Source organism: Armatimonadota bacterium, assembly GCA_028871815.1.
Classification (GTDB): domain Bacteria; phylum Armatimonadota; class Chthonomonadetes; order Chthonomonadales; family Chthonomonadaceae; genus REEB205.
On the sequence record JAGWMJ010000001.1, the window covers coordinates 608,575 to 626,499 of the forward strand.

Consider the following 17,925-nt stretch of genomic DNA (forward strand, 5'->3'; position numbering starts at 1 on the left):
TGCCTTCGGACGCCTGGCTGCGCAATGGCACGCCGGCCGTACGGCTAATCTGCCGACTGTGCGCTACTACCCGCCTGGCGCCGCCGCTGACAGCTCCCGCGTCAGATACTCTTCGGCCAGGATCACCGCAACCACGTCGTCGTACGGCTCATTGGGAGTGCGGAGCGAGCGAGGCAGCATTCGCTGCCATCCCCGAGGGCGCTGCTCAGCAACGCAGCGAGCGCGGGCTCGCTCGGAACTGTTGCGCTCCGGCACCGGGATGACCGGCAGCTTGCCTGCGACGGCACGCAGGTCGGTGGTGGCGTCACGAGAACCGGTGCCGTTGCCCACCAGAATACAATCGGGGCAAAAACGGTGCAGCAGATCGATCACCCGCGAGCGCAGCTCTGTACGCGGAACAATCCCGTGCCACAACACGGTGGCGGGCGCCTCCAACACGGCAACGCCGCACTTGCCGGTACCGGGGTCTACGGAGAGTACCCGGCGGACTGTCACTGCACGTTTGGCGCAGTTGGCGGACCCAGCGCCGGCGGCGCGGCCTTGCCACCGGGCGCGCGCCCCACTATGAAATCCAGGCTCAGCGGATCGGCGGCCCGCATGCTTCGTGCTGCCACGGCCTGCAGCCGCACCATTCCGCCCACCTTGAGCACTCGCATCGCAAGGTCGGTGAGTTGTGCCGGACCAAGTGTACCGATCTCCTCCTGGTTGGTATCGGGGTCGCGCCGCGGAATCATTCCGACGCCAACCGCTGCGTTCTTCACATCGACTTGAAGGAAGCTCAAGATGCTGTCGACCACTTTCGAAGCCGGTTGATGTGCGTTGATCCGCGTCCATGCCACCACATCGCCCTTATGGAACACATCGCCCGGGTTGACTTCGTGCAGCGTCAGGTCAACAATGGCCTGTTCGTTCGACAGCGTATTAATCACCACATTTGCCTGAACCACAATAGGCTTGTCGGCGGCGGCCAACCGCTCGGTCAGCAGATCCAGACTGCCCTGTTCATTTACCAGCCTGTAGCCGGCTTGCGAGGCAAAGTTCTTACTGATAATCTCAACGGCGCGTCCATTGGAGCCAATGGCGGCGTGGTGTTCGCGGGCGACGATGCTGGCGTTTACGAGCAGGTCCATAAGTTTCTGGCGGACCTCGTCCGGCGACGAATGGTCTGGAACGGTGCAGCGTGCCAATTCGTCACCGGCTCGAAGTACTACGTCACCGGTACTCAAGAGCGACGCTGTTTTATCTAATTCATAGAACTGCGACAGCGCATTGTCGCGCTTTCTGCGTAGTTGCTCGATCTGCCGATTCAGGTCGTTGTTTCCGGCCAGCATCTGGCGGTTTGCGCGCTCCAGCGCCACATTATCGTGTGAGAGCGAGGTGCGCTGGGCAGTAAGCGCCAGGTTTTGACTGGTCAGGGTTCTGTTGCCCGCTTGCAATCCCGCGTTGGTTTGCAGCAACGCGGCGTTGCGAGTTTCCAGCGCAGAGTTGTCTCGCGTGAGGTCCAGGCTCTGCTTGCCGAGCTCCTTGTTGTTCACCTGCTGCCGTGCTACCCTAACGTTCAACGCAGCTTGCACGCCGCGCAGTTTGGCCACAAGCATATCCAGGCCGTTCTTGCGTACTGTAAGCGCGGCATTGGCGGAGGCAAGTTGTGCGTTGCGGTCGGTCAACCGGCTCGCCGTCTGTTCCATCTGCCGTACCTGACTCTGTCGCTGCGCCAGGCGCTGGTTGGCGGCTCCGAGCTGCTGTGTGGCAACCGCTGTTTGGGCCACGCTATCCGTATATTGCTGACGTAGCGCGCCGACCTGGCGTGAGTAATTTGCATTATCGGCAGCCAGCCGTACATTCAGCCGGCGGTTGGCGGTGATCAGATGCTCACCACGCAAAACCACCTCGCGCACCGGGGGGGCGGCGAACAAGACCGCAGCGATGCTGATCGCCGCGATGATGCTTCCGGTTGCGGAGGTGATGAGCGCGGCGGTATGACGCGGGCGCAGGCCAAGCAGCGACGCGCGCCGCCTTCCCCACCGGCGCCCAGTGATGTCACCCCACCAGGCCAACAGCCCGGCGGCCACTACCATTCCTGTTAGAATAAACGCGGTAACCATGGTTCCAAAGCCTGTCCGTGCGACGTGCGCTCACCGTTTGCCATAGAGATTATATCAGGTAGCCGCTTTCGTGGCGGACTAGAGACGCGGCCTGCGCGTGGATTCGCGCGGCGATGCCGGCAGCGGCGTGCCTCACGTGAATGGTGACCGCTGCGTGCCGCCACGTGCAGCCTGCGCCCGGTCGCTCCGTCATCGCGATGCGCGCAGTGTGAGGATGGCGCCCACCACCGCGCCGATAATGTCGGCCAGGAAGCTCGCCAGCATCGGTGGCAGGCGGCCACCGTTCCCAATGACGAACATCGCGTGGTAGAACGCCCAATAGATGAATACGATAAAGATGGCCAGACCAAATCCCACCGTGCGGCCGCCACCACGTGTGGTGTTTAATCCAAGCGCCGCGCCCACCACTCCAAATATGAGGCTGGCGATCGGCAGTGCGATCTTGCCGTAAAGGTTTACTTCCTCGCCGCGGGCTTTAGACAACTCACCGCTGCGCGTATCTTCCGCGGCCCGGGCGCGCAGCTGCGCGAAAGTCAGCCGATCGGGATCATCGGTGCCGGCGCCGGGTATTTCGCCAAACGGCTTGCGGATCGCGGCATTATCCGCCAGCGTCTTCGTTTGGGCAAAGCGGCCGAATTCCGGGTAGCGCCAAAGCCCGGTTTTTGGGTCGCGCCACGGCGCCACGGCATACCCGTTATAGTAGGTCCAGTCCAGGCCGAGCGCATCCCGAGCCACGGCACGGTCGCAGTAGACTATCACCTGCGGTTCGCCATGCCTGCCGCGAGCGTCGGCATACTTCAGGATCGTTACCCCTCGAATCGTCTTGGTCTTCGGATCCCAGCCGCGTGCTACGGTCACGTACTCCTCAACGCCGGCTCCATCCGGATAATCGAACGAAAACGCCAGCGGCTGTGTGGATTTGAAGTAGTGGCTCACAACCTGCTGTTGAAGGTTCCAGAATGCGGTGCTTGCCGGCGGCACCACGATATCGTTCCAGAAGAAGGCAACCACGCTCACCACAACCCCGGCCAGGATGACGCCGCGGATCATTCTAGGAAAGCTGCATCCTGCCGCAAATAGGGCCACGGCCTCTCTATCGGCCGAGATGCGCCCAAAGGAGAGCAGGCCGGCCAGCAGCATGGCCATTGGAAACGTTTGCGCCGTTACGCTCGGCAGCTTGAACACGATTAGCTTGAGAACCGCGCCAGTCGACGCGCCCTTCACAATGAGGTCGGTGGCCTGGGGCAGGTAGGCGGCGGCGAATACCAGCACCAGGAACATGAAGAAGCCATTCACAAACGGCCCGATCAGGTCAATGGCTACAAGGCGGTCAACGAGGCGCAGCATCATCGCCCTCGCTCTCGTCGGGATTGGGCGGCACGGCATACTGCCACATGCGCTCACCAAAGTAGAAGGAGCGTGCTTCGGGGTTGCTCATCAACTCCTCCGAGGGCCCCTCAGCACGCTTGCGGCCATCCGCCACAATATAGGCGCGCTCGGTAATCCTAAGCATCGCCAGCACGTTATGGTCGGTAATCAGGATGCCGATGCCGCGCTCATGCGCCAGCCTCCGGATGATGTTCTCGATATCCTCGATGGCTTTCGGATCAACACCGGTGAAGGGCTCGTCCAGCAGGATGAACTTCGGTTCTGCCGCCAGCGCCCGTGCGATCTCCACACGCCGCCGCTCACCGCCCGAAAGGGTGCGTCCCAGGTCGTTCCGAAGGCGTTCGATATTCAGTTCATGCAGCAGGCTCGCGGTAATCTCGCGCCGCTTCTGCAGCGGCATGCCCCGCACTTCCAGCACCAGCAGCAGGTTTTGCTCAACGGTGAGGTTGCGGAACACTGATGGCTCTTGCGGCAGATAGGCGATGCCGGCCCGTGCCCGGCGGTACATGGGCTGCCGGGTTATGTCGATTCCGCCCATCGTGATGTGACCGCCATTTGGCCGTACCAGCCCAACGATCATATAGAAGGTTGTGGTTTTGCCGGCGCCGTTCGGCCCAAGAAGCCCAACCACTTCGCCTTTTGAAACCTCGATGCTGATGCCGTCTACCACGTTGCGCTTGCCGTACCTCTTTACCAGGCTCTCGGCGCACAACTGGATTTCGGTGCGTGGTGCGGCATCAACGGCCATGAGGTTTCCCTGGCGGCCGAGGCGGCGCCGGATGCTTGATCGGCGTCATCTGCAGGCTGGCCGTCTCATTTGGGCTGTCAATGTTCATGCTGTAACTGCCGTGGTTCAGCATTACCGTAAGCGTGTCGCCTTGCAGTCCCTCCAGCAGCGCCGGCCCGTCGAACTGAGTGGCATCCGTGATACCGGCCCGCATCGGACCGGTTACCGCTATCTGCTGCGCTCCATGGACGGTGGTCAACGTGGCTCGAACCCCTGTGCCCGTCAGTGACTGCGGCGCCGGCGCTGTCCGGCGGAACCGGAAACTGAGCTCACCCCACGCCTGGGCGGAGGAAAGCGCGCCTTTCTCAATTGCGGCGGTAAGGTGGTGCGCATGGATAACCGCTGACGAAGTGTCGTCGCCCGATGCAGCCTGGATCACCATCGAAGCTCCTGCTGCCGTTAAGCTTGTTCCGCCCGCTTCCTCGGCAGAATCGAAGCGCTGCAGGTTCACCGTGCCGTCGAGGCTGCCGGTTGACGCCACTGGAGGCGCTCCGGCGGTTTTTGCCGAGGGAATGAACCGTAACATCGCGTGGTCCGGTGCGCCGGAGGCGAAAAACCGCAGCGCCTTGCCCCAAGCCGCCTTTAAGGAGTCACAGGTGACTACCGCGCGGCCGCCGGCAAAGGATGCCTGAAGCTGCACGTGGCGCTCCAGTAGCGCTGTGTGGTCGGCAATATCCAGGTGTCCGACTCCGGCGGCGCCACTCGCAGCAAATGCCCCATTCAATTTGGTGGCCGGGCGCGAAACGGTAACCGTCACCGGGCCGGCAGCTTCGGCCGAAGTCACCCCCTTGTTTGTTCCAGTTACGGCGAGCGATGTACCGCTGATGGAGGCCATACCGCCGGAAGGCTGCGTCACAACAGCCTTTACCTCTGTGCCGGTGAACTGTGCGATCCGGCTTTGAGTCACGAGGCCTTGCGAAAAGCCGGCGATCACCACGTGGTCGGCTCCCGCATTTGGGTGAGCGCCCTTCCGAGGCAGCGGATATGCCGAGATACTGTCCTGCGACGCCGTTCCGAAGAGTTCAATCCGGTGGTCGCCCGACATGCGCATCGTCAGCCGGCTCACATGGATCGCTGCAGCTCCGGCAAGGATCGCTGGATCGGTGACCGCGGCGGAAACGCCACCACTCAAGCGCACGGTTGCCGCGCCCGAGTCGTACTGTGCCGCCGAGGCGCTGCCAATGGTTGACCGGGCGCCGGCTTTGGCCGACTGGACTATCCGGAACTGCACGCCGCCGGTGAGGCGGGCCACCCAGGCGTGCGATTTGGAATCCACGCTGACGCTGATCGTAGGCGCCCCGAGCGTGCCTGAGGCGCCGTGGGCGGAATCGTCGAGCGTTACACGGGTGTTGGGCCCACTCACCGTAGCTCCGCCGGGTCCGGCCGTTCCATGGGTGAACCCGCTCAGGTGGAAGATGCCGTAACGGATCGCTGTCTGCGGAGGCGCAGCATGGCGCACCTGCGCACCGGCGCATGAGGCAGCCGCGCAGGCCAGCAGATAGATACCGGTTCGCTCAGGATGCAATCGTCATCGTCTTTGAAAGCAGGTTATAGGTTATCTGGCGGCCGGAGCTGTCTCCTGGAGTGTGACCGCGCCGCCTGTCGTGTACGACCGCGTTGCCTGTGGCAATGATGATGTGCTTTTTGCGATACCAGACCATCCGATCTGCCGACATGGTTTCACCCGTCTGCGGGCCGGCCGTACGGATGCTGACTCCACCCGATGCCCATACCACCTGTGCACCAGCATCCACCTGCATGGCGGGAGCATCCAGAATGATGGCCAGGTCGCCCTTCTCGTAGAGCATTGCGTGAGCGCCCTGCAGTTTTGCCGGCGTGCCCGGTATCTCAAACGAGATCGAGCCATGCGACGCATCGGCGGTCATCACGCGGATTGGCGGCAGGTTGGCGCCGTCTGGATTATCTGTCCACCACGGAATATGAAGCCCCTCCGCGGTTATGCCCTTTAGTGTAGCCGCGGTATGCCGTTTGGCCGCACTTTCCGACCGGAGAGATGGCGTAGACCGGGTCCTGCCACCACAGCCGGCGGTAATAGCGGCCAGCAGCGCAGCGCCCGCTGTGGCGCACCGAGTCCTCACGCCTCGGCAGCAATCGGCGTCAGCGAAATAACACCGGTTTGGCGAGGCTTGCCGGCGTGGGAACCACGCAATTGGCCGCATGCGGCCGCTATCGCCAGACCACGCGTCATGCGCTGCGTCGTTACGCGGCCGGCACGCTCAAGCTCTGCGCGAAACGCGCCGATAGCCGCAGATGTTGGTCGCCGGTATCCGAGCGCGTTATCCACCGCATTAAACGGAATAAGGTTCACGTTGCCGGGTAACTGGTGGCGCGCCAGCAGTTGCGCTAATGCCCGGGCCTGAGCCGGAGCATCATTAACACCGGCAATCAGCAGATACTCAAACGTGAGGTTGCGGCGCGTCGATATCGTCCACTCATGGCAAGCCGAGAGAATATCATCCAGCTTCCACTTGCGGGCGGTAGGTATCAACCGGGCGCGCAGATGGTCGTCCGGGGCGTGCAGCGATAACGCAAGCGTTACGGGCAGCCGTTCGGAGGCCATCTTCCGGATGGCGGGCGCAATGCCAACTGTGGAGATGGTGATGTTCCGAGCCGAAAGACCGACCTCGGAGGTGAGCAGCCGCACGCTCTCCACGGTTGCCGCGTAGTTCCAGAGGGGTTCACCCATTCCCATATAGACTACGTGGGTGATCCTCCGGCCGTCTCTCTGCATGGCCAGCAGTTGACCCACAATCTCGCCGGCTGTCAGGTTTCTGGAAAAGCCTCCCTGCCCCGTAGCGCAAAACCGGCATCCTGCCGCGCAGCCAACCTGGGTGGAGAGGCAGCAACTGGTTCGGCTGGAGTAGGGCAGATAGACGCTCTCCACAATCTCACCATCGCCGAGCCTCAGAAGGTACTTTGCAGTTCCATCCGCTGCATCTACCTTGAGCACCGTCTCCGGCAGCCCGGTGACGAACTCCCGAGCCAGCTGCCCGCGCAGCGCTAGCGGCAGATCGGTCATGGCATCAAAATCCGATGCTCCCCGTCGGTACAACCACGCAGCGACCTGGCGTCCGCGCCAGGCAGGCTGGCCAAGGCCGACCAGCCTGCCCGCAATCTCGGCCGAGGTCAATCCCGTAAGCGGCAGTTGCATCACGGCTGGTTCGGGCTTCAGGGCCGGCCGGGAACCCGCGGCAGACGCGGCGGCGTGCCCGCCGGCACCGGTGTTGGCTGTGGTTCAGCGGGTGGCTGCGGAGCCGCCGGTTCGGGTGCGGCAGCAGCGTCACCGGTGACCGGCAAGCTGGTAATCACGCGTGCGGCGAGCAGTGTTTGCACCACGCGCAGCACGTCGTCGGAGCCTCCCTTTACGGCGCCACCACTATCGGCTCCGCTGCCACCACCGATGTTGACGAACTGACCACGCGCTAACGCTCCGGCAACTTCGTGCGTGAGGGACGGCGCCAGCTCCAGGCGCTTCAAATCGAGATAGGCCGCGCCCGCCGCCGCCAATGCGTCGGCCTTCATCCGGATCGCTTCGGCGTCGGCCTCAGCGACCAGCTTGATCCGGCTAGCCTGCGCGCGGCCCTCCGCCTCCTGTTGAATAACGTTTTGCTCCGCATCGGCGCGCGCCTGTGTTATCTGCGATGCTGCAAGCTCTGCCTCGCGCTGCTGCCGGACTGCCGACTGCTTTTCGGCCTCAGCTCGGGCGATCGCCGCGCCATTGCTGGCGATCTGCATGTTCAGGTTCTTCTCCTGATCGTTCACGCTCTGTTGAGCCTCCAGCTGCGCAATGCGCGCGCGCTGCTCCTCCTGCGCCTGCACCACGTCGGCGCTCGCCTTGGCTCTTGCCGCCGATTCACGCCGCCGGGCCTCTGCAACTTCACTCTGGACGCCCTTGATATTGAGGCTGTTGAACGAGAGGCCGAGGTCCAGCAGTTCCCGCGAACACGCATCCTTGATAATTACGGCCAGCTCATCATCATCGCTGCGAGGCGCCAGCGCATCCACTCCATGGGCTGGTGCTACCAGCGCCGCAGGCTGCGCCGAGCGGCTGTTGAACAGCTGGTCGTGCTTCAGCAGGTTGATGGCGCGGCGAGCGGCCGAAGAGAGCACGTCGGTGAGCGTGGAAAGCTGCTCCATGTTCGGCTTGGAGAAGAACTTGTTGGCCGCGGTACGAACCATCGAGTCATCTTCCCCCACGCTGACGATGGCGGATGCCTTCACAGTAACCTTTACGGGCGCCGGCTTGCCGTTAGAATCCAGGTCGGCCGTCTGGTCGGTGATCTCGATATCCACATTGATCGCCTGCGCCGGGATGCTGCGGCTTACAGTGAGCAGCGGCACCATCATCGCCTTGCACGGCCCGCGAAAAATCCGCAAGTTGCCACCCAGCCAACTGACAAGGCGTATCTCGCCCGCATCCACATTGCGCAAAAACGCATTGATGATTGCCGGAATGAGAACCACAACAGCAACAATGGCGCCTAGCGCCACGATCAACGGAGTAGCCATACGTGTATCCTCCTGGTTACAACAGCGTAACCGTTACATGTTCCTTGCCCGGTTCCACGTCAACGATGCGTAAGGTATCGCCAACCGAAACCACCGATGCCTTCTCTGCCGGGTTCAAAGAGGCACTCAACTGTATGCTGCGGCCATCGTGAACCAGCCTCACCACGCCCTTTCCGTTGTGAAACTCCGTTACCGCGACAGCCTCAGTCATCAGTGCGTCTGTGAGCGGCGAGGTCGGCTTTCCCTCGAATCGCGACATCAGATTCCAGAGCGGGGTAGCAACCATCCTCTCAAGGAGAATGGCCCCCAACGCTGCTGTGATCGCCGCTGGGACCACCTTCCACGCCAGACCGCTTTGCAGCGCATAGCCGAATGCGCCGAAGAGCGTGGCCATCGTAAAAACGACCCGCGGCGCCGGAATGAACCGGAATGCATTCGATAGGCGATTGTCCTGCTGGACGTGCGCGGCATGCGGCCCGGGGTGGGCGACGTGCGCAGGATGGCCAACATGGGCATGCGGAATGTGGCCGCCCGCGTGGTGGCCAAGCCGCCCGAACCCTGGCACGGCCAACAGGGCCATCCCAGCAAGTCCGGCAATAAACACTACCAGAAAGAGTGACATAACGGAAGTACGAGTCTGCCGGCTATCCGGTTACATGCCGAACCATCTCCACGATGTGCCTGGCGCTGATACCGGCTGCGTCCAGCAGTTCTGCCGGTTTTCCAGAGCCCGGCATTGAGCGAACTGCCATCCGCGTGACCACGGGACGCGGTTCCGTGCGGCCATCAAACGCCTCACAGACGGCGTCGGCGATGCCGCCCTCGGGCCAGTGGTCCTCAACCACGATGAGGCGTCCGGCGCAGTCACGTGCGGCTTCAAACAGTGTTTCGGCATCCAGGGGCTTTAGGCTGTAAAGATCGATAACGCGGATATTGAGCCCCGACTGGTGCAGCGTTTCGTAGGCGGCCAGCGCTTCGTAGAGCGTGATACCGGCTGCAATGACTGCCGCGGCATCGGAATCTGAACGGCGCAAGACTTTGCTTCCGCCGATTGCAAAGGTTTCGTGGGCGCCGTAAATAACCGGCAGCTTCTCGCGCGTGGTTCGCATATACACAACGCCGGTCCGGTTCGCCATCTCTCCGACGAGAGCAGCCGCCGTCGTGGCGCAGCTGGGGTAGAGCACGGTGCTGCCGTGTACCGTGCGCATCATTGCCAAATCTTCCAGCGCCATCTGCGAGGGTCCGTCTTCGCCGATTGAGACGCCGGCATGCGAGCCTGCAAGCCGGATGTTTGCCCGCGAAATCGCAGCCATCCGGATCTGGTCGAAGGCACGGCTGAAGAAGGCGGCAAAGGTGCTGGCGAAGGGCTTTTTGCCCAGTATCTGCGCTCCGACTGCTGCACTTACCAGCTGCTGCTCGGCAATGTAGCACTCGAAGAAGCGCTGTGGATACTCCTTCTTGAACCGGTCGCTAAATGTGGAGTTGCTCACCTCACCATCGAAAGCCACCACGGCGCCATCCGAGGCGCCAAGCGCGTGCAAGCCGTCGCCATATGCCTCGCGCGTGGCCACCTTGCTGCCGACATCGTACTTCGGAGGCTCGAACCTGCCAGGCGCCGGCGTTGCGGGCGCCACGCCGCTGTGTGCCGGTGGAGGAGTAACCCGCACGTTGCCGGCCGGCGATCCCAATTCCACAAGCGCCCGTTCGGCCTCATCCGGCGACAGCGCCTTGCCGTGCCAGCCCTCCTTGTTCGCCAGAAACGAGACGCCGGCGCCCTTTTCGGTTTTCGCCACAATCAGTGTGGGCCGCTCCGTTTCCGCCACGGCGCGCCGGTATGCCTCGTCCACCGCCTCCACACTGTGGCCGTCGATCGCGAAGGCGTTCCAGCCAAAGGCTTCGGCCCGCGCCACATAGTGATCGCCCTCCCACTGAAGCATGGTTGGGCCGCGCTGACCCAGGCGGTTCATATCGAGAATGGCCGTGATGCTGCCAAGACGATAGAACCCGGCGAGTTCAAACCCTTCCCACACGCTGCCCTCCGCGGTTTCGCTGTCGCCCATCAGTACCCAGTAATTCGAGGGAAGCTTGTCCAGCCGTGCGGCAAGGGCAAGGCCGATGGCCGTCGGCAGGCCCTGGCCCAGCGATCCCGTGGCCACATCCACCCAGGGCAGCTCCGGCGTCGGGTGCCCCTCGATGCGGCTGCCATACTTGCGGAGCGTCAACAACTCGGCATCCGTAATCGCGCCGGCGGCCTTGTACATGCTGTAGAGGAGCGGTGCTGCGTGGCCCTTCGAGAAAATGAGGCGGTCATTCAGCGGATTGTGCGGATTGTTGAAGTCGTAATTCAGCCACGAGGAAAGCAGCACCGCCATGAGATCCGCGGCAGACATGCTGGAGGTGGGGTGGCCCGAGCCCGCCGCCGTCGTGCTCCGGATGCTGTCTGCCCGCAACTGCGCTGCCAGCGCTTTCCAATCAACCGCGGTATAAGCCATCAAAATCTCTCCTGGTCCCGGTTCAATCGGCGGTACTGCTGCCTTACCCGTATTTTGGCACAATGTAGCCGGGGAGCGACGGGTGACTGGAACACTCACCGCTCGCCGTTCGCGCTGGTATAATTGGTAGTGCTCCGAACGAGCCTCTCCCAACGCCCGCCTCCACGCTAAAAATGGCCCGATTTCTCGGTCTGGATATTGGCGATGCCCGTACGGGCGTCGCGGTGAGTGACGCCAATGGGCGTATGGCGCTGCCGGTTGAAACGGTGGTTCGTACGCGCTCGATACGGCAGGATGCCGCACGGATTGCCAGGTTGGCCGTTGAGCGCGATGCGACAGCTATCGTGGTCGGTCTGCCGAAAATGATGAACGGCGCCGAGAGTGAGCAGGCTTCGCGAATCGACGCCTTCATCCGAGTGCTGCGCGGATACGTACGTATTCCGATCCATATGCAGGACGAGCGGCTCACCACCCACGCCGCTGCACAGGTACTGCGTGATGTTGGAACCAGGCGCAGGACTCGCAAAGGGCAGCTCGACGCTGCGGCGGCGTGCATCATTCTGCAGGAGTGGCTGGACGCACAGACCGTACCGGCCCTCGCCGACGCGAGCGAGGCCGAGTGAGGCGGGGCAAAGGCAAACGCCGGAAGGCGAATGGCATCCGTTGGAAGCTCATGCTCGTCGCGGCCGCAGCCTCAGCCGTTAGCCTTGGCTGGCTGGCATCGCTCACGAACCCGGGCGGCCACAGCCATGCGCTGCGGAGCGTAACGGTGCCGGCCGGAGCCGGCTTGCGTGGCGTCGGATCGGCCCTTGCCTCGGCGGGCATAGTACGCAGCGCCTGGGTGTTCGATCTCTACGCGTGGTTCCGTGGGCCGGCTTCAGGCATCCAGGCTGGCAGATACCGTCTCTCCCAGGACATGACGCTGGGACAGGTGTTTCGCGAGCTTCGCATGGGCCCTATAGCAAGCGATGTCGGCTTGATCAAGCTGACGGTACCGGAGGGTTTTACCGCCCGTCAGATCGCAAGGCGGCTCACCGAGCTCGGGATCTGCGATGGGAACGAGTTCTATCGTGAGGCAACCCGTTCGGCTTCCATCTCGGAGTGCCACGCCACGTTTAAGCTGCCAACGAACACGCTGGAGGGTTATCTCTTTCCCGATACCTACAGCTTCCCGCGGAACGTGCCGCCTGGCCGCGTGATCGATGCGATGCTTGACGATTTTGGTCGCCGATTTGCAGCGCAGAATGCCGCTGCCGTGGCAAAATCGGGCAAGTCGCTCAACCAGATTGTGATTGAGGCCTCGATTATCGAGCGCGAGGCCAAAGCGCCCCAGGACCGCGCGCGGATTGCCGGCGTGATCAATAACCGGCTGAAACGAAAGATGCCGCTGGACGTAGACGCCACGGTACTCTATGCACTCGGATATCACAAATCGCATGTTCTATATCGCGATTTACGGGTAGATTCCCCGTACAATACCTACCGGCATGTCGGACTGCCACCGGCGGCGATCTCCAACCCCGGCGTGCCCTCGCTCATGGCCGCGCTCTATCCTGAGCACAACAACTACCTGTACTATGTAGCCGGCCCCGGTGGCGCACATATCTTCGAAACTACCAGCCTGCAGCATATGGCCGACGTAGCCCGGCTGCGGTCCGTCCGGCCGAACGGCGCTATCGACTAGCCAGGCTACAATCATGCCAAGCTCCACGCAGCGTCGCGAACAACATGTGGCGGATACCAATGGCCCGCGCCTGGGGCGCACACCACGGCCGCGCGTGCATTTCGCCAATCTGTGTCCCGATGAACTCGTGGAGACCGTTGCGGCAATCACGCCGGAGCATCTGAAGCGTCAAGGAATACGTGGCGTGATTCTGGATATGGACAATACGCTGGTGCGATGGCAGCGTCAGGAACTGGCGCCCGAGGCGCTGGCGTGGCTGGAAGCGCTGAAGGCCTTGAGCATCGGCGTCTGCATCCTCTCGAACTCTTTTTTCGGGCACCGGTCCGACCGGTTGGCAAGTCGCATCGGCTGCGTGAATATCCGAAAGGCCAAGAAACCGATGCGTGGCGGGTTCAACCGGGCTATGAAGGCGCTTGGCACCGAGCCTGGGTCCACAGCGATTGTTGGCGACCAGATGTTTACCGACGTACTCGGCGGCAACCGGGTTGGATGCCGAACCATCATGGTGCGGCGCATCCACTGCCGCGAGTTCCTCTATACACGCATCTTTCATCGCCCGCTGGAGTGGCTGTTTCTCGGGTACTTTCGGCGCGCCGGAGCGCTGTAACCGCCCCGGGCAGCCTACGCACCAAATGCGCCACTTCCGAAGTGCCGCAAACTGTTTATCCTCGTGAATCTCGAGACCGGTACGTTCGTCTACTTGTATTCCAGCCAGTTTGTGATAGATTCATCAGGCTCGTTGTGGAACCAACATCCGGATGCAGTCGTCACAGTTTGCGGGGAGTGCGGTACCTTATGTCTATGGTTCGTCCCGCGTAGCCGGCGTTTTCGGATGCCCGATTGAGCACTCACTCTCCCCGGCGATGCACAATGCCGCGTACGCCGCTCTGCAGCTCTCATTTATCTATACTCCGTTTCATGTGGAGCCGGGCGATCTCGGGGCGGCAATCGGGAGCATAACCGCTCTCGGGATGGCGGGCGTGAACCTCACGATCCCGCACAAAGAGGCTGCGATACCTTTTCTGGATCGGCTTACGGATTCTGCCGCCGAGTGCGGCGCCGTCAATACCGTACTGCCGGAAGACGGCCGCCTGCTGGGCGATAATACCGATGGCGATGGGTTCTGGCAGCCGCTTCACGACCGTGGTTTCGATGCTGCCGGAGAGCATGCTCTCATCCTTGGCGCCGGCGGCTCGGCGAGGGTGGTTGCCCTCACGCTCCTAAAAAAGGGGGCGCGCGTTCGGGTTGCAAATCGATCTGGTGGAAGGGCTGAGAAACTGGTGGCCTGGCTGCGCAATCTTGGCTATTCCGACATCGAGCAGGTAGAGTACAACGCTGCCGGACTGCGGGAGGCCGCGGTTACCGCGGGCCTGCTGGTGAACGCGACGCCCGTGGGAATGTGGCCGGCCACAACCGACGAGTTGCCCGCACCGCTATCCCGACTGCGCAAAGGCATGCTGGTGGTGGACTTGGTGTACAATCCGGAGCAGACGGCACTTCTGCGGACCGCGCAGGATGCCGGATGTGAAACCGTCTCTGGAGTGGAGATGCTCGTAGCGCAGGGCGCCTCGGCGTTCCGCATGTTTACTGGTGTGGATGCGCCTGTTGATGTGATGACGCAGGCGGTTCGGGCAGGATTGACGGGCGTGGCGAAGACGCCGGGCCGGTAATAACTGCCAGGTGATATAGCAGCTGCAGCGGCGGTGGCGGCACAGGTCGCTCCACCGCTATCGGATGGAACTCGGGGAGGCTAGCGGAATGCAGAGCGGAACGCAGAAGCGCGATATGGGCCAGTACATGGTCGAGAAGAACTACATCTCGGCCCAGCAGCTTGAAGAGGCTCTTAAGGCCCAGGTGAACAGTAAGAGTGAGCTCACGCGCGTGTTTCTTGAGATGGGCATCAACCCGCGAGACGTGTACGAAGCCAAGGCGTTTCAGGAGAACGTGCCGTTCGTGGACCTTACGGTGTTCAAACCCGAGCAGAGCGCGCTCAACGTTGTTCCGGAGCATATCGCCAAGCGCTACACCGTGCTGCCTGTCAAAAAGGATGGCGGCACCCTGTATGTTGCAATGGCCGACACCAACAATCTGGAGGCCACCGACGACCTTCGGCTGGTTTCGCGCTGCCAGATAAAGACCGTGCTTGCCGTGCCGGAGCATCTGGAAGATGCCATTGGGCGGCTGTACACGGGAACGCAGGTAGACCTGGCGTCTGCCGATGGCAAGGGCGGCATGAATCCGTTGAAGGGCGGCAGCGCCGACATCATGGACGCCGACGTGAAATCCTCAATGGCCGAAGTAATGGCCAAGTACGGCATGCGAGGCGACGCCGCCAAGGAGGATGACGAGGACGACGACGCGATTTCCAAGGTGGTGGAAGAGGCCCCGATTATCCGTCTGGCGCACACAATCATTATCCAGGCGATCAAGGAAAAGGCTTCGGACATCCACCTGGAACCGGATCGCAAATCGGTTCGGATCCGGTACCGCATAGACGGCGTTCTGCATGAAACCATGCAGATGCCCAAATACATCCAGATGCCGCTGACGGCGCGGTACAAGATTCTTGCCGAGATGAACATCGCCGAGCGGCGCGTGCCTCAGGATGGCCGCATCGCCGTGCGCTTCTCCGGCGCCGAGTTTGATCTCCGCGTTTCCTGCCTGCCAAACCTGCACGGCGAAAAGATCGTCATGCGGATCCTGGACAAGAGCAGCGTTATGATCGGCTTGAACAAGCTGGGCTTCACTCCTGAGGTTCAGGCACAGCTTGAGGAGCTGTCGCAACAGCCGAACGGCATGCTTCTTTCAACAGGACCCACAGGGCACGGCAAAACAACCACCCAGTACTCGGTGCTCAACAAGCTGAACTCGGTGGAGAAGAACATCCTCACCGTTGAAGACCCGATTGAGTACCAGCTGAGCGGTATCACGCAGGTGCAGGTCAATCCCAAGGCCGGCCTGATGTTCGGTAATGCACTGCGATCATTCCTCCGGCAGGACCCGGACATCATCATGGTTGGCGAAATGCGCGACCTTGAAACGGCGGGAATCGCCATCGAGTCGGCTCTTACCGGCCACCTCGTGCTTTCCACGCTGCACACGAATGACGCCCCTTCCGCCACTATCCGCCTCATTGATATGGGGGTGGAACCGTTCCTGGTCTCGGCAACGGTAGTCGGCATACTTGCCCAGCGGTTGGGACGCCGGATCTGTACCGGCTGCAAAGAGTTCTACGACGTGCGCGCCTCGGATCTGCATAACTTCGGCTTTGTGACGGAAGATCCGGACGCCATGGTGCAGATTGCACGCGGCAAGGGCTGTGAGGTATGCCGCTATACGGGGTACAAGGGCCGCACCGGCTTTTACGAGCTGATGCGGATGAACGCCGAGATGGCCGAAATGGTGGTCCGGCGTGCGCCGCTTTCGGAGCTGAAGCGCGCTGCCAAGGCCAACGGGATGCACGAACTGCGGGAAGATGGCTTACTGAAGGTTCTCGACGGAGTCACCACACCGGACGAAGTTCGGCGAGTGGTGTTTACCGCAGGATTCTAGGCCGAATAGAGAGAAATCACAGTCGAGGGCCGGCGGCGCCAGCAGCCGGCTCCTCAGCCCGGCAGCCATCCGGGCAGGAGTAGACCCATTGTCCGATAATCCCATTCCAGCGGTACCACCGCTCCGACCGCAGCAGCCCGGCGGCGCCCCCGATCCGCAGGCAGCCGCCGTCAACCCGATGACCGGCGAGGCGGCGCAGCCGATTGCCAACGTGGCGTCGGCGCGTCCCACACCGCTGGACGACGCCCATGTGGACGACCTCTTGCGCCTGGTGCACGAGAAGGGCGCCTCCGATCTCCATATCGCCGTCGGGGTGCCTCCCATCATCCGCGTGGATGGAGCGCTTATACCGATCCCGTTCGAAAAGGTCTCTTCGCAGGATGCGCAGCGGCTGATCTACGACATCCTCACGGATGAACAGATCCAGCGGTTCGAGACCGAACTTGAGCTCGACTTCAGTTACTCCCTGGCCCGCATCGCCCGGTTCCGTGTGAACGTGTTCCGTGACCGAGGCAATGTCGGCGTGGCGTTCCGGCAGATTCCGCAGAAGATACCAACCCTCAAGGATTTGGGTCTGCCAATGGTGCTGGAAGAGTTGACGCACCTTCCACGCGGTCTTATCCTCGTAACCGGGCCAACCGGCTCCGGTAAATCGACCAGCCTTGCGGCGATGATCCACCAGATCAACACCGAGCAGGGTCGGCACATCATCACCATCGAAGATCCGATTGAATACCTGCACACGCACCGGTGCAGCATCATCAATCAGCGGGAAGTTGGGCAGGATACCAAGCAGTTCAAGAATGCGCTGCGCGCCGCGCTCCGTGAAGACCCGGACGTGATCCTTGTGGGTGAAATGCGCGATCTCGAGACGATGCAGATGGCGGTATCCGCCGCGGAAACCGGTCACCTGGTCTTCGCCACGCTGCATACCAACTCCGCAGCGACATCCGTAGAGCGCATTGTCGACTCCTTCCCATCCGGCCAACAGGAGCAGGTGCGGCTGCAGCTATCCAACAACCTGCAGGCTATTCTCTGCCAGCAGCTCATCCCGCGCGCCAATCAGCCGGGACGCATCTGCGCCATCGAAATCATGCGTGCAAGCCCCGCCATACGCAACCTTATCCGCGAAGCCAAGGCGCACCAGATCACCTCGATGATCCAGACCAGCGCCAACATGGGAATGCAAACCATGGATCAGAGCCTGCGCGATCTCTATCTCCGCGGCATGATCAGCTACGATGAAGCGATGACGCGGGCCATGAACCCGACAGAACTCGAGAAGATGATACGAACCGCAACCATGCCCGCGCCCGGACAGGGGCAATACTCGCGGTAACGTTCTCACACGGCGCGCCCGCTGCCAGCGGGCGCGCATCCGGAGGC

The 17,925-nt window shown here is 62.1% G+C and carries 16 protein-coding genes; 6 read left to right on the forward strand and 10 right to left on the reverse strand.

Annotation, left to right across the window (positions count from 1 at the left end):
• Positions 1-66 precede the first annotated feature (66 nt).
• From KGJ62_02590 to KGJ62_02635, 10 genes are all read right to left on the reverse strand, one after another.
• Complete coding sequence (locus KGJ62_02590) at positions 67-495, reverse strand: pre-16S rRNA-processing nuclease YqgF (protein ID MDE2125456.1); 429 nt, start codon at positions 493-495, stop codon at positions 67-69.
• Positions 492-2,105: a DUF3084 domain-containing protein gene (locus tag KGJ62_02595; GenBank protein MDE2125457.1), complete on the reverse strand. Its 1,614-nt coding sequence runs from the start codon at positions 2,103-2,105 to the stop codon at positions 492-494. The genes KGJ62_02590 and KGJ62_02595 overlap by 4 nt, the downstream gene beginning before the upstream one ends.
• 189 nt (positions 2,106-2,294) lie before the next feature.
• Positions 2,295-3,455, reverse strand: a complete 1,161-nt coding sequence (locus KGJ62_02600; GenBank protein ID MDE2125458.1) for an LptF/LptG family permease — start codon at positions 3,453-3,455, stop codon at positions 2,295-2,297.
• Entirely contained in the window at positions 3,436-4,242 is an 807-nt protein-coding gene (lptB, locus tag KGJ62_02605; protein ID MDE2125459.1) for an LPS export ABC transporter ATP-binding protein, read from the reverse strand. Before lptB ends, KGJ62_02600 begins: the two co-directional genes overlap by 20 nt.
• A complete protein-coding gene (locus KGJ62_02610) occupies positions 4,232-5,806 on the reverse strand; it encodes a hypothetical protein (protein ID MDE2125460.1) in 1,575 nt (524 codons plus the stop codon). The genes lptB and KGJ62_02610 overlap by 11 nt, the downstream gene beginning before the upstream one ends.
• Entirely contained in the window at positions 5,796-6,380 is a 585-nt protein-coding gene (locus KGJ62_02615; protein MDE2125461.1) for a hypothetical protein, read from the reverse strand. Before KGJ62_02615 ends, KGJ62_02610 begins: the two co-directional genes overlap by 11 nt.
• Positions 6,377-7,453, reverse strand: coding sequence for a 23S rRNA (adenine(2503)-C(2))-methyltransferase RlmN (gene rlmN, locus KGJ62_02620; GenBank protein ID MDE2125462.1), 1,077 nt, complete (start codon positions 7,451-7,453; stop codon positions 6,377-6,379). The genes KGJ62_02615 and rlmN overlap by 4 nt, the downstream gene beginning before the upstream one ends.
• A 17-nt stretch (positions 7,454-7,470) precedes the next feature.
• Entirely contained in the window at positions 7,471-8,811 is a 1,341-nt protein-coding gene (locus KGJ62_02625) for a hypothetical protein (GenBank protein MDE2125463.1), read from the reverse strand.
• Between the two features lie 16 nt (positions 8,812-8,827).
• Entirely contained in the window at positions 8,828-9,433 is a 606-nt protein-coding gene (locus KGJ62_02630; protein MDE2125464.1) for a hypothetical protein, read from the reverse strand.
• 22 nt (positions 9,434-9,455) lie between these two features.
• The gene (locus KGJ62_02635) at positions 9,456-11,303 is read right to left on the reverse strand and encodes a transketolase (GenBank protein ID MDE2125465.1); all 1,848 of its coding nucleotides are present in this window, start codon (positions 11,301-11,303) and stop codon (positions 9,456-9,458) included.
• Positions 11,304-11,476: 173 nt separating this feature from the next.
• On the opposite strand from KGJ62_02635, the gene ruvX reads away from it, so the two are divergent.
• The 6 genes from ruvX to KGJ62_02665 all read left to right on the forward strand — a co-directional run bounded on the left by ruvX (position 11,477) and on the right by KGJ62_02665 (position 17,878).
• Positions 11,477-11,926, forward strand: coding sequence for a Holliday junction resolvase RuvX (gene ruvX / locus KGJ62_02640; GenBank protein ID MDE2125466.1), 450 nt, complete (start codon positions 11,477-11,479; stop codon positions 11,924-11,926).
• On the forward strand, positions 11,923-12,987 hold the full coding sequence (gene mltG / locus KGJ62_02645; protein MDE2125467.1) for an endolytic transglycosylase MltG: 1,065 nt from the start codon (positions 11,923-11,925) through the stop codon (positions 12,985-12,987). The genes ruvX and mltG overlap by 4 nt, the downstream gene beginning before the upstream one ends.
• A 13-nt stretch (positions 12,988-13,000) precedes the next feature.
• Positions 13,001-13,594 carry a YqeG family HAD IIIA-type phosphatase gene (locus KGJ62_02650; GenBank protein ID MDE2125468.1) on the forward strand — a complete coding sequence of 198 codons (594 nt, stop codon included), beginning with the start codon at positions 13,001-13,003 and terminating at the stop codon, positions 13,592-13,594.
• A 151-nt stretch (positions 13,595-13,745) separates the two neighbouring features.
• Entirely contained in the window at positions 13,746-14,657 is a 912-nt protein-coding gene (locus KGJ62_02655) for a shikimate dehydrogenase (protein ID MDE2125469.1), read from the forward strand.
• Between the two features lie 88 nt (positions 14,658-14,745).
• On the forward strand, positions 14,746-16,539 hold the full coding sequence (gene tadA / locus KGJ62_02660; GenBank protein ID MDE2125470.1) for a Flp pilus assembly complex ATPase component TadA: 1,794 nt from the start codon (positions 14,746-14,748) through the stop codon (positions 16,537-16,539).
• Positions 16,540-16,717: 178 nt separating this feature from the next.
• Entirely contained in the window at positions 16,718-17,878 is a 1,161-nt protein-coding gene (locus KGJ62_02665) for a type IV pilus twitching motility protein PilT (GenBank protein MDE2125471.1), read from the forward strand.
• Positions 17,879-17,925: the final 47 nt, after the last annotated feature.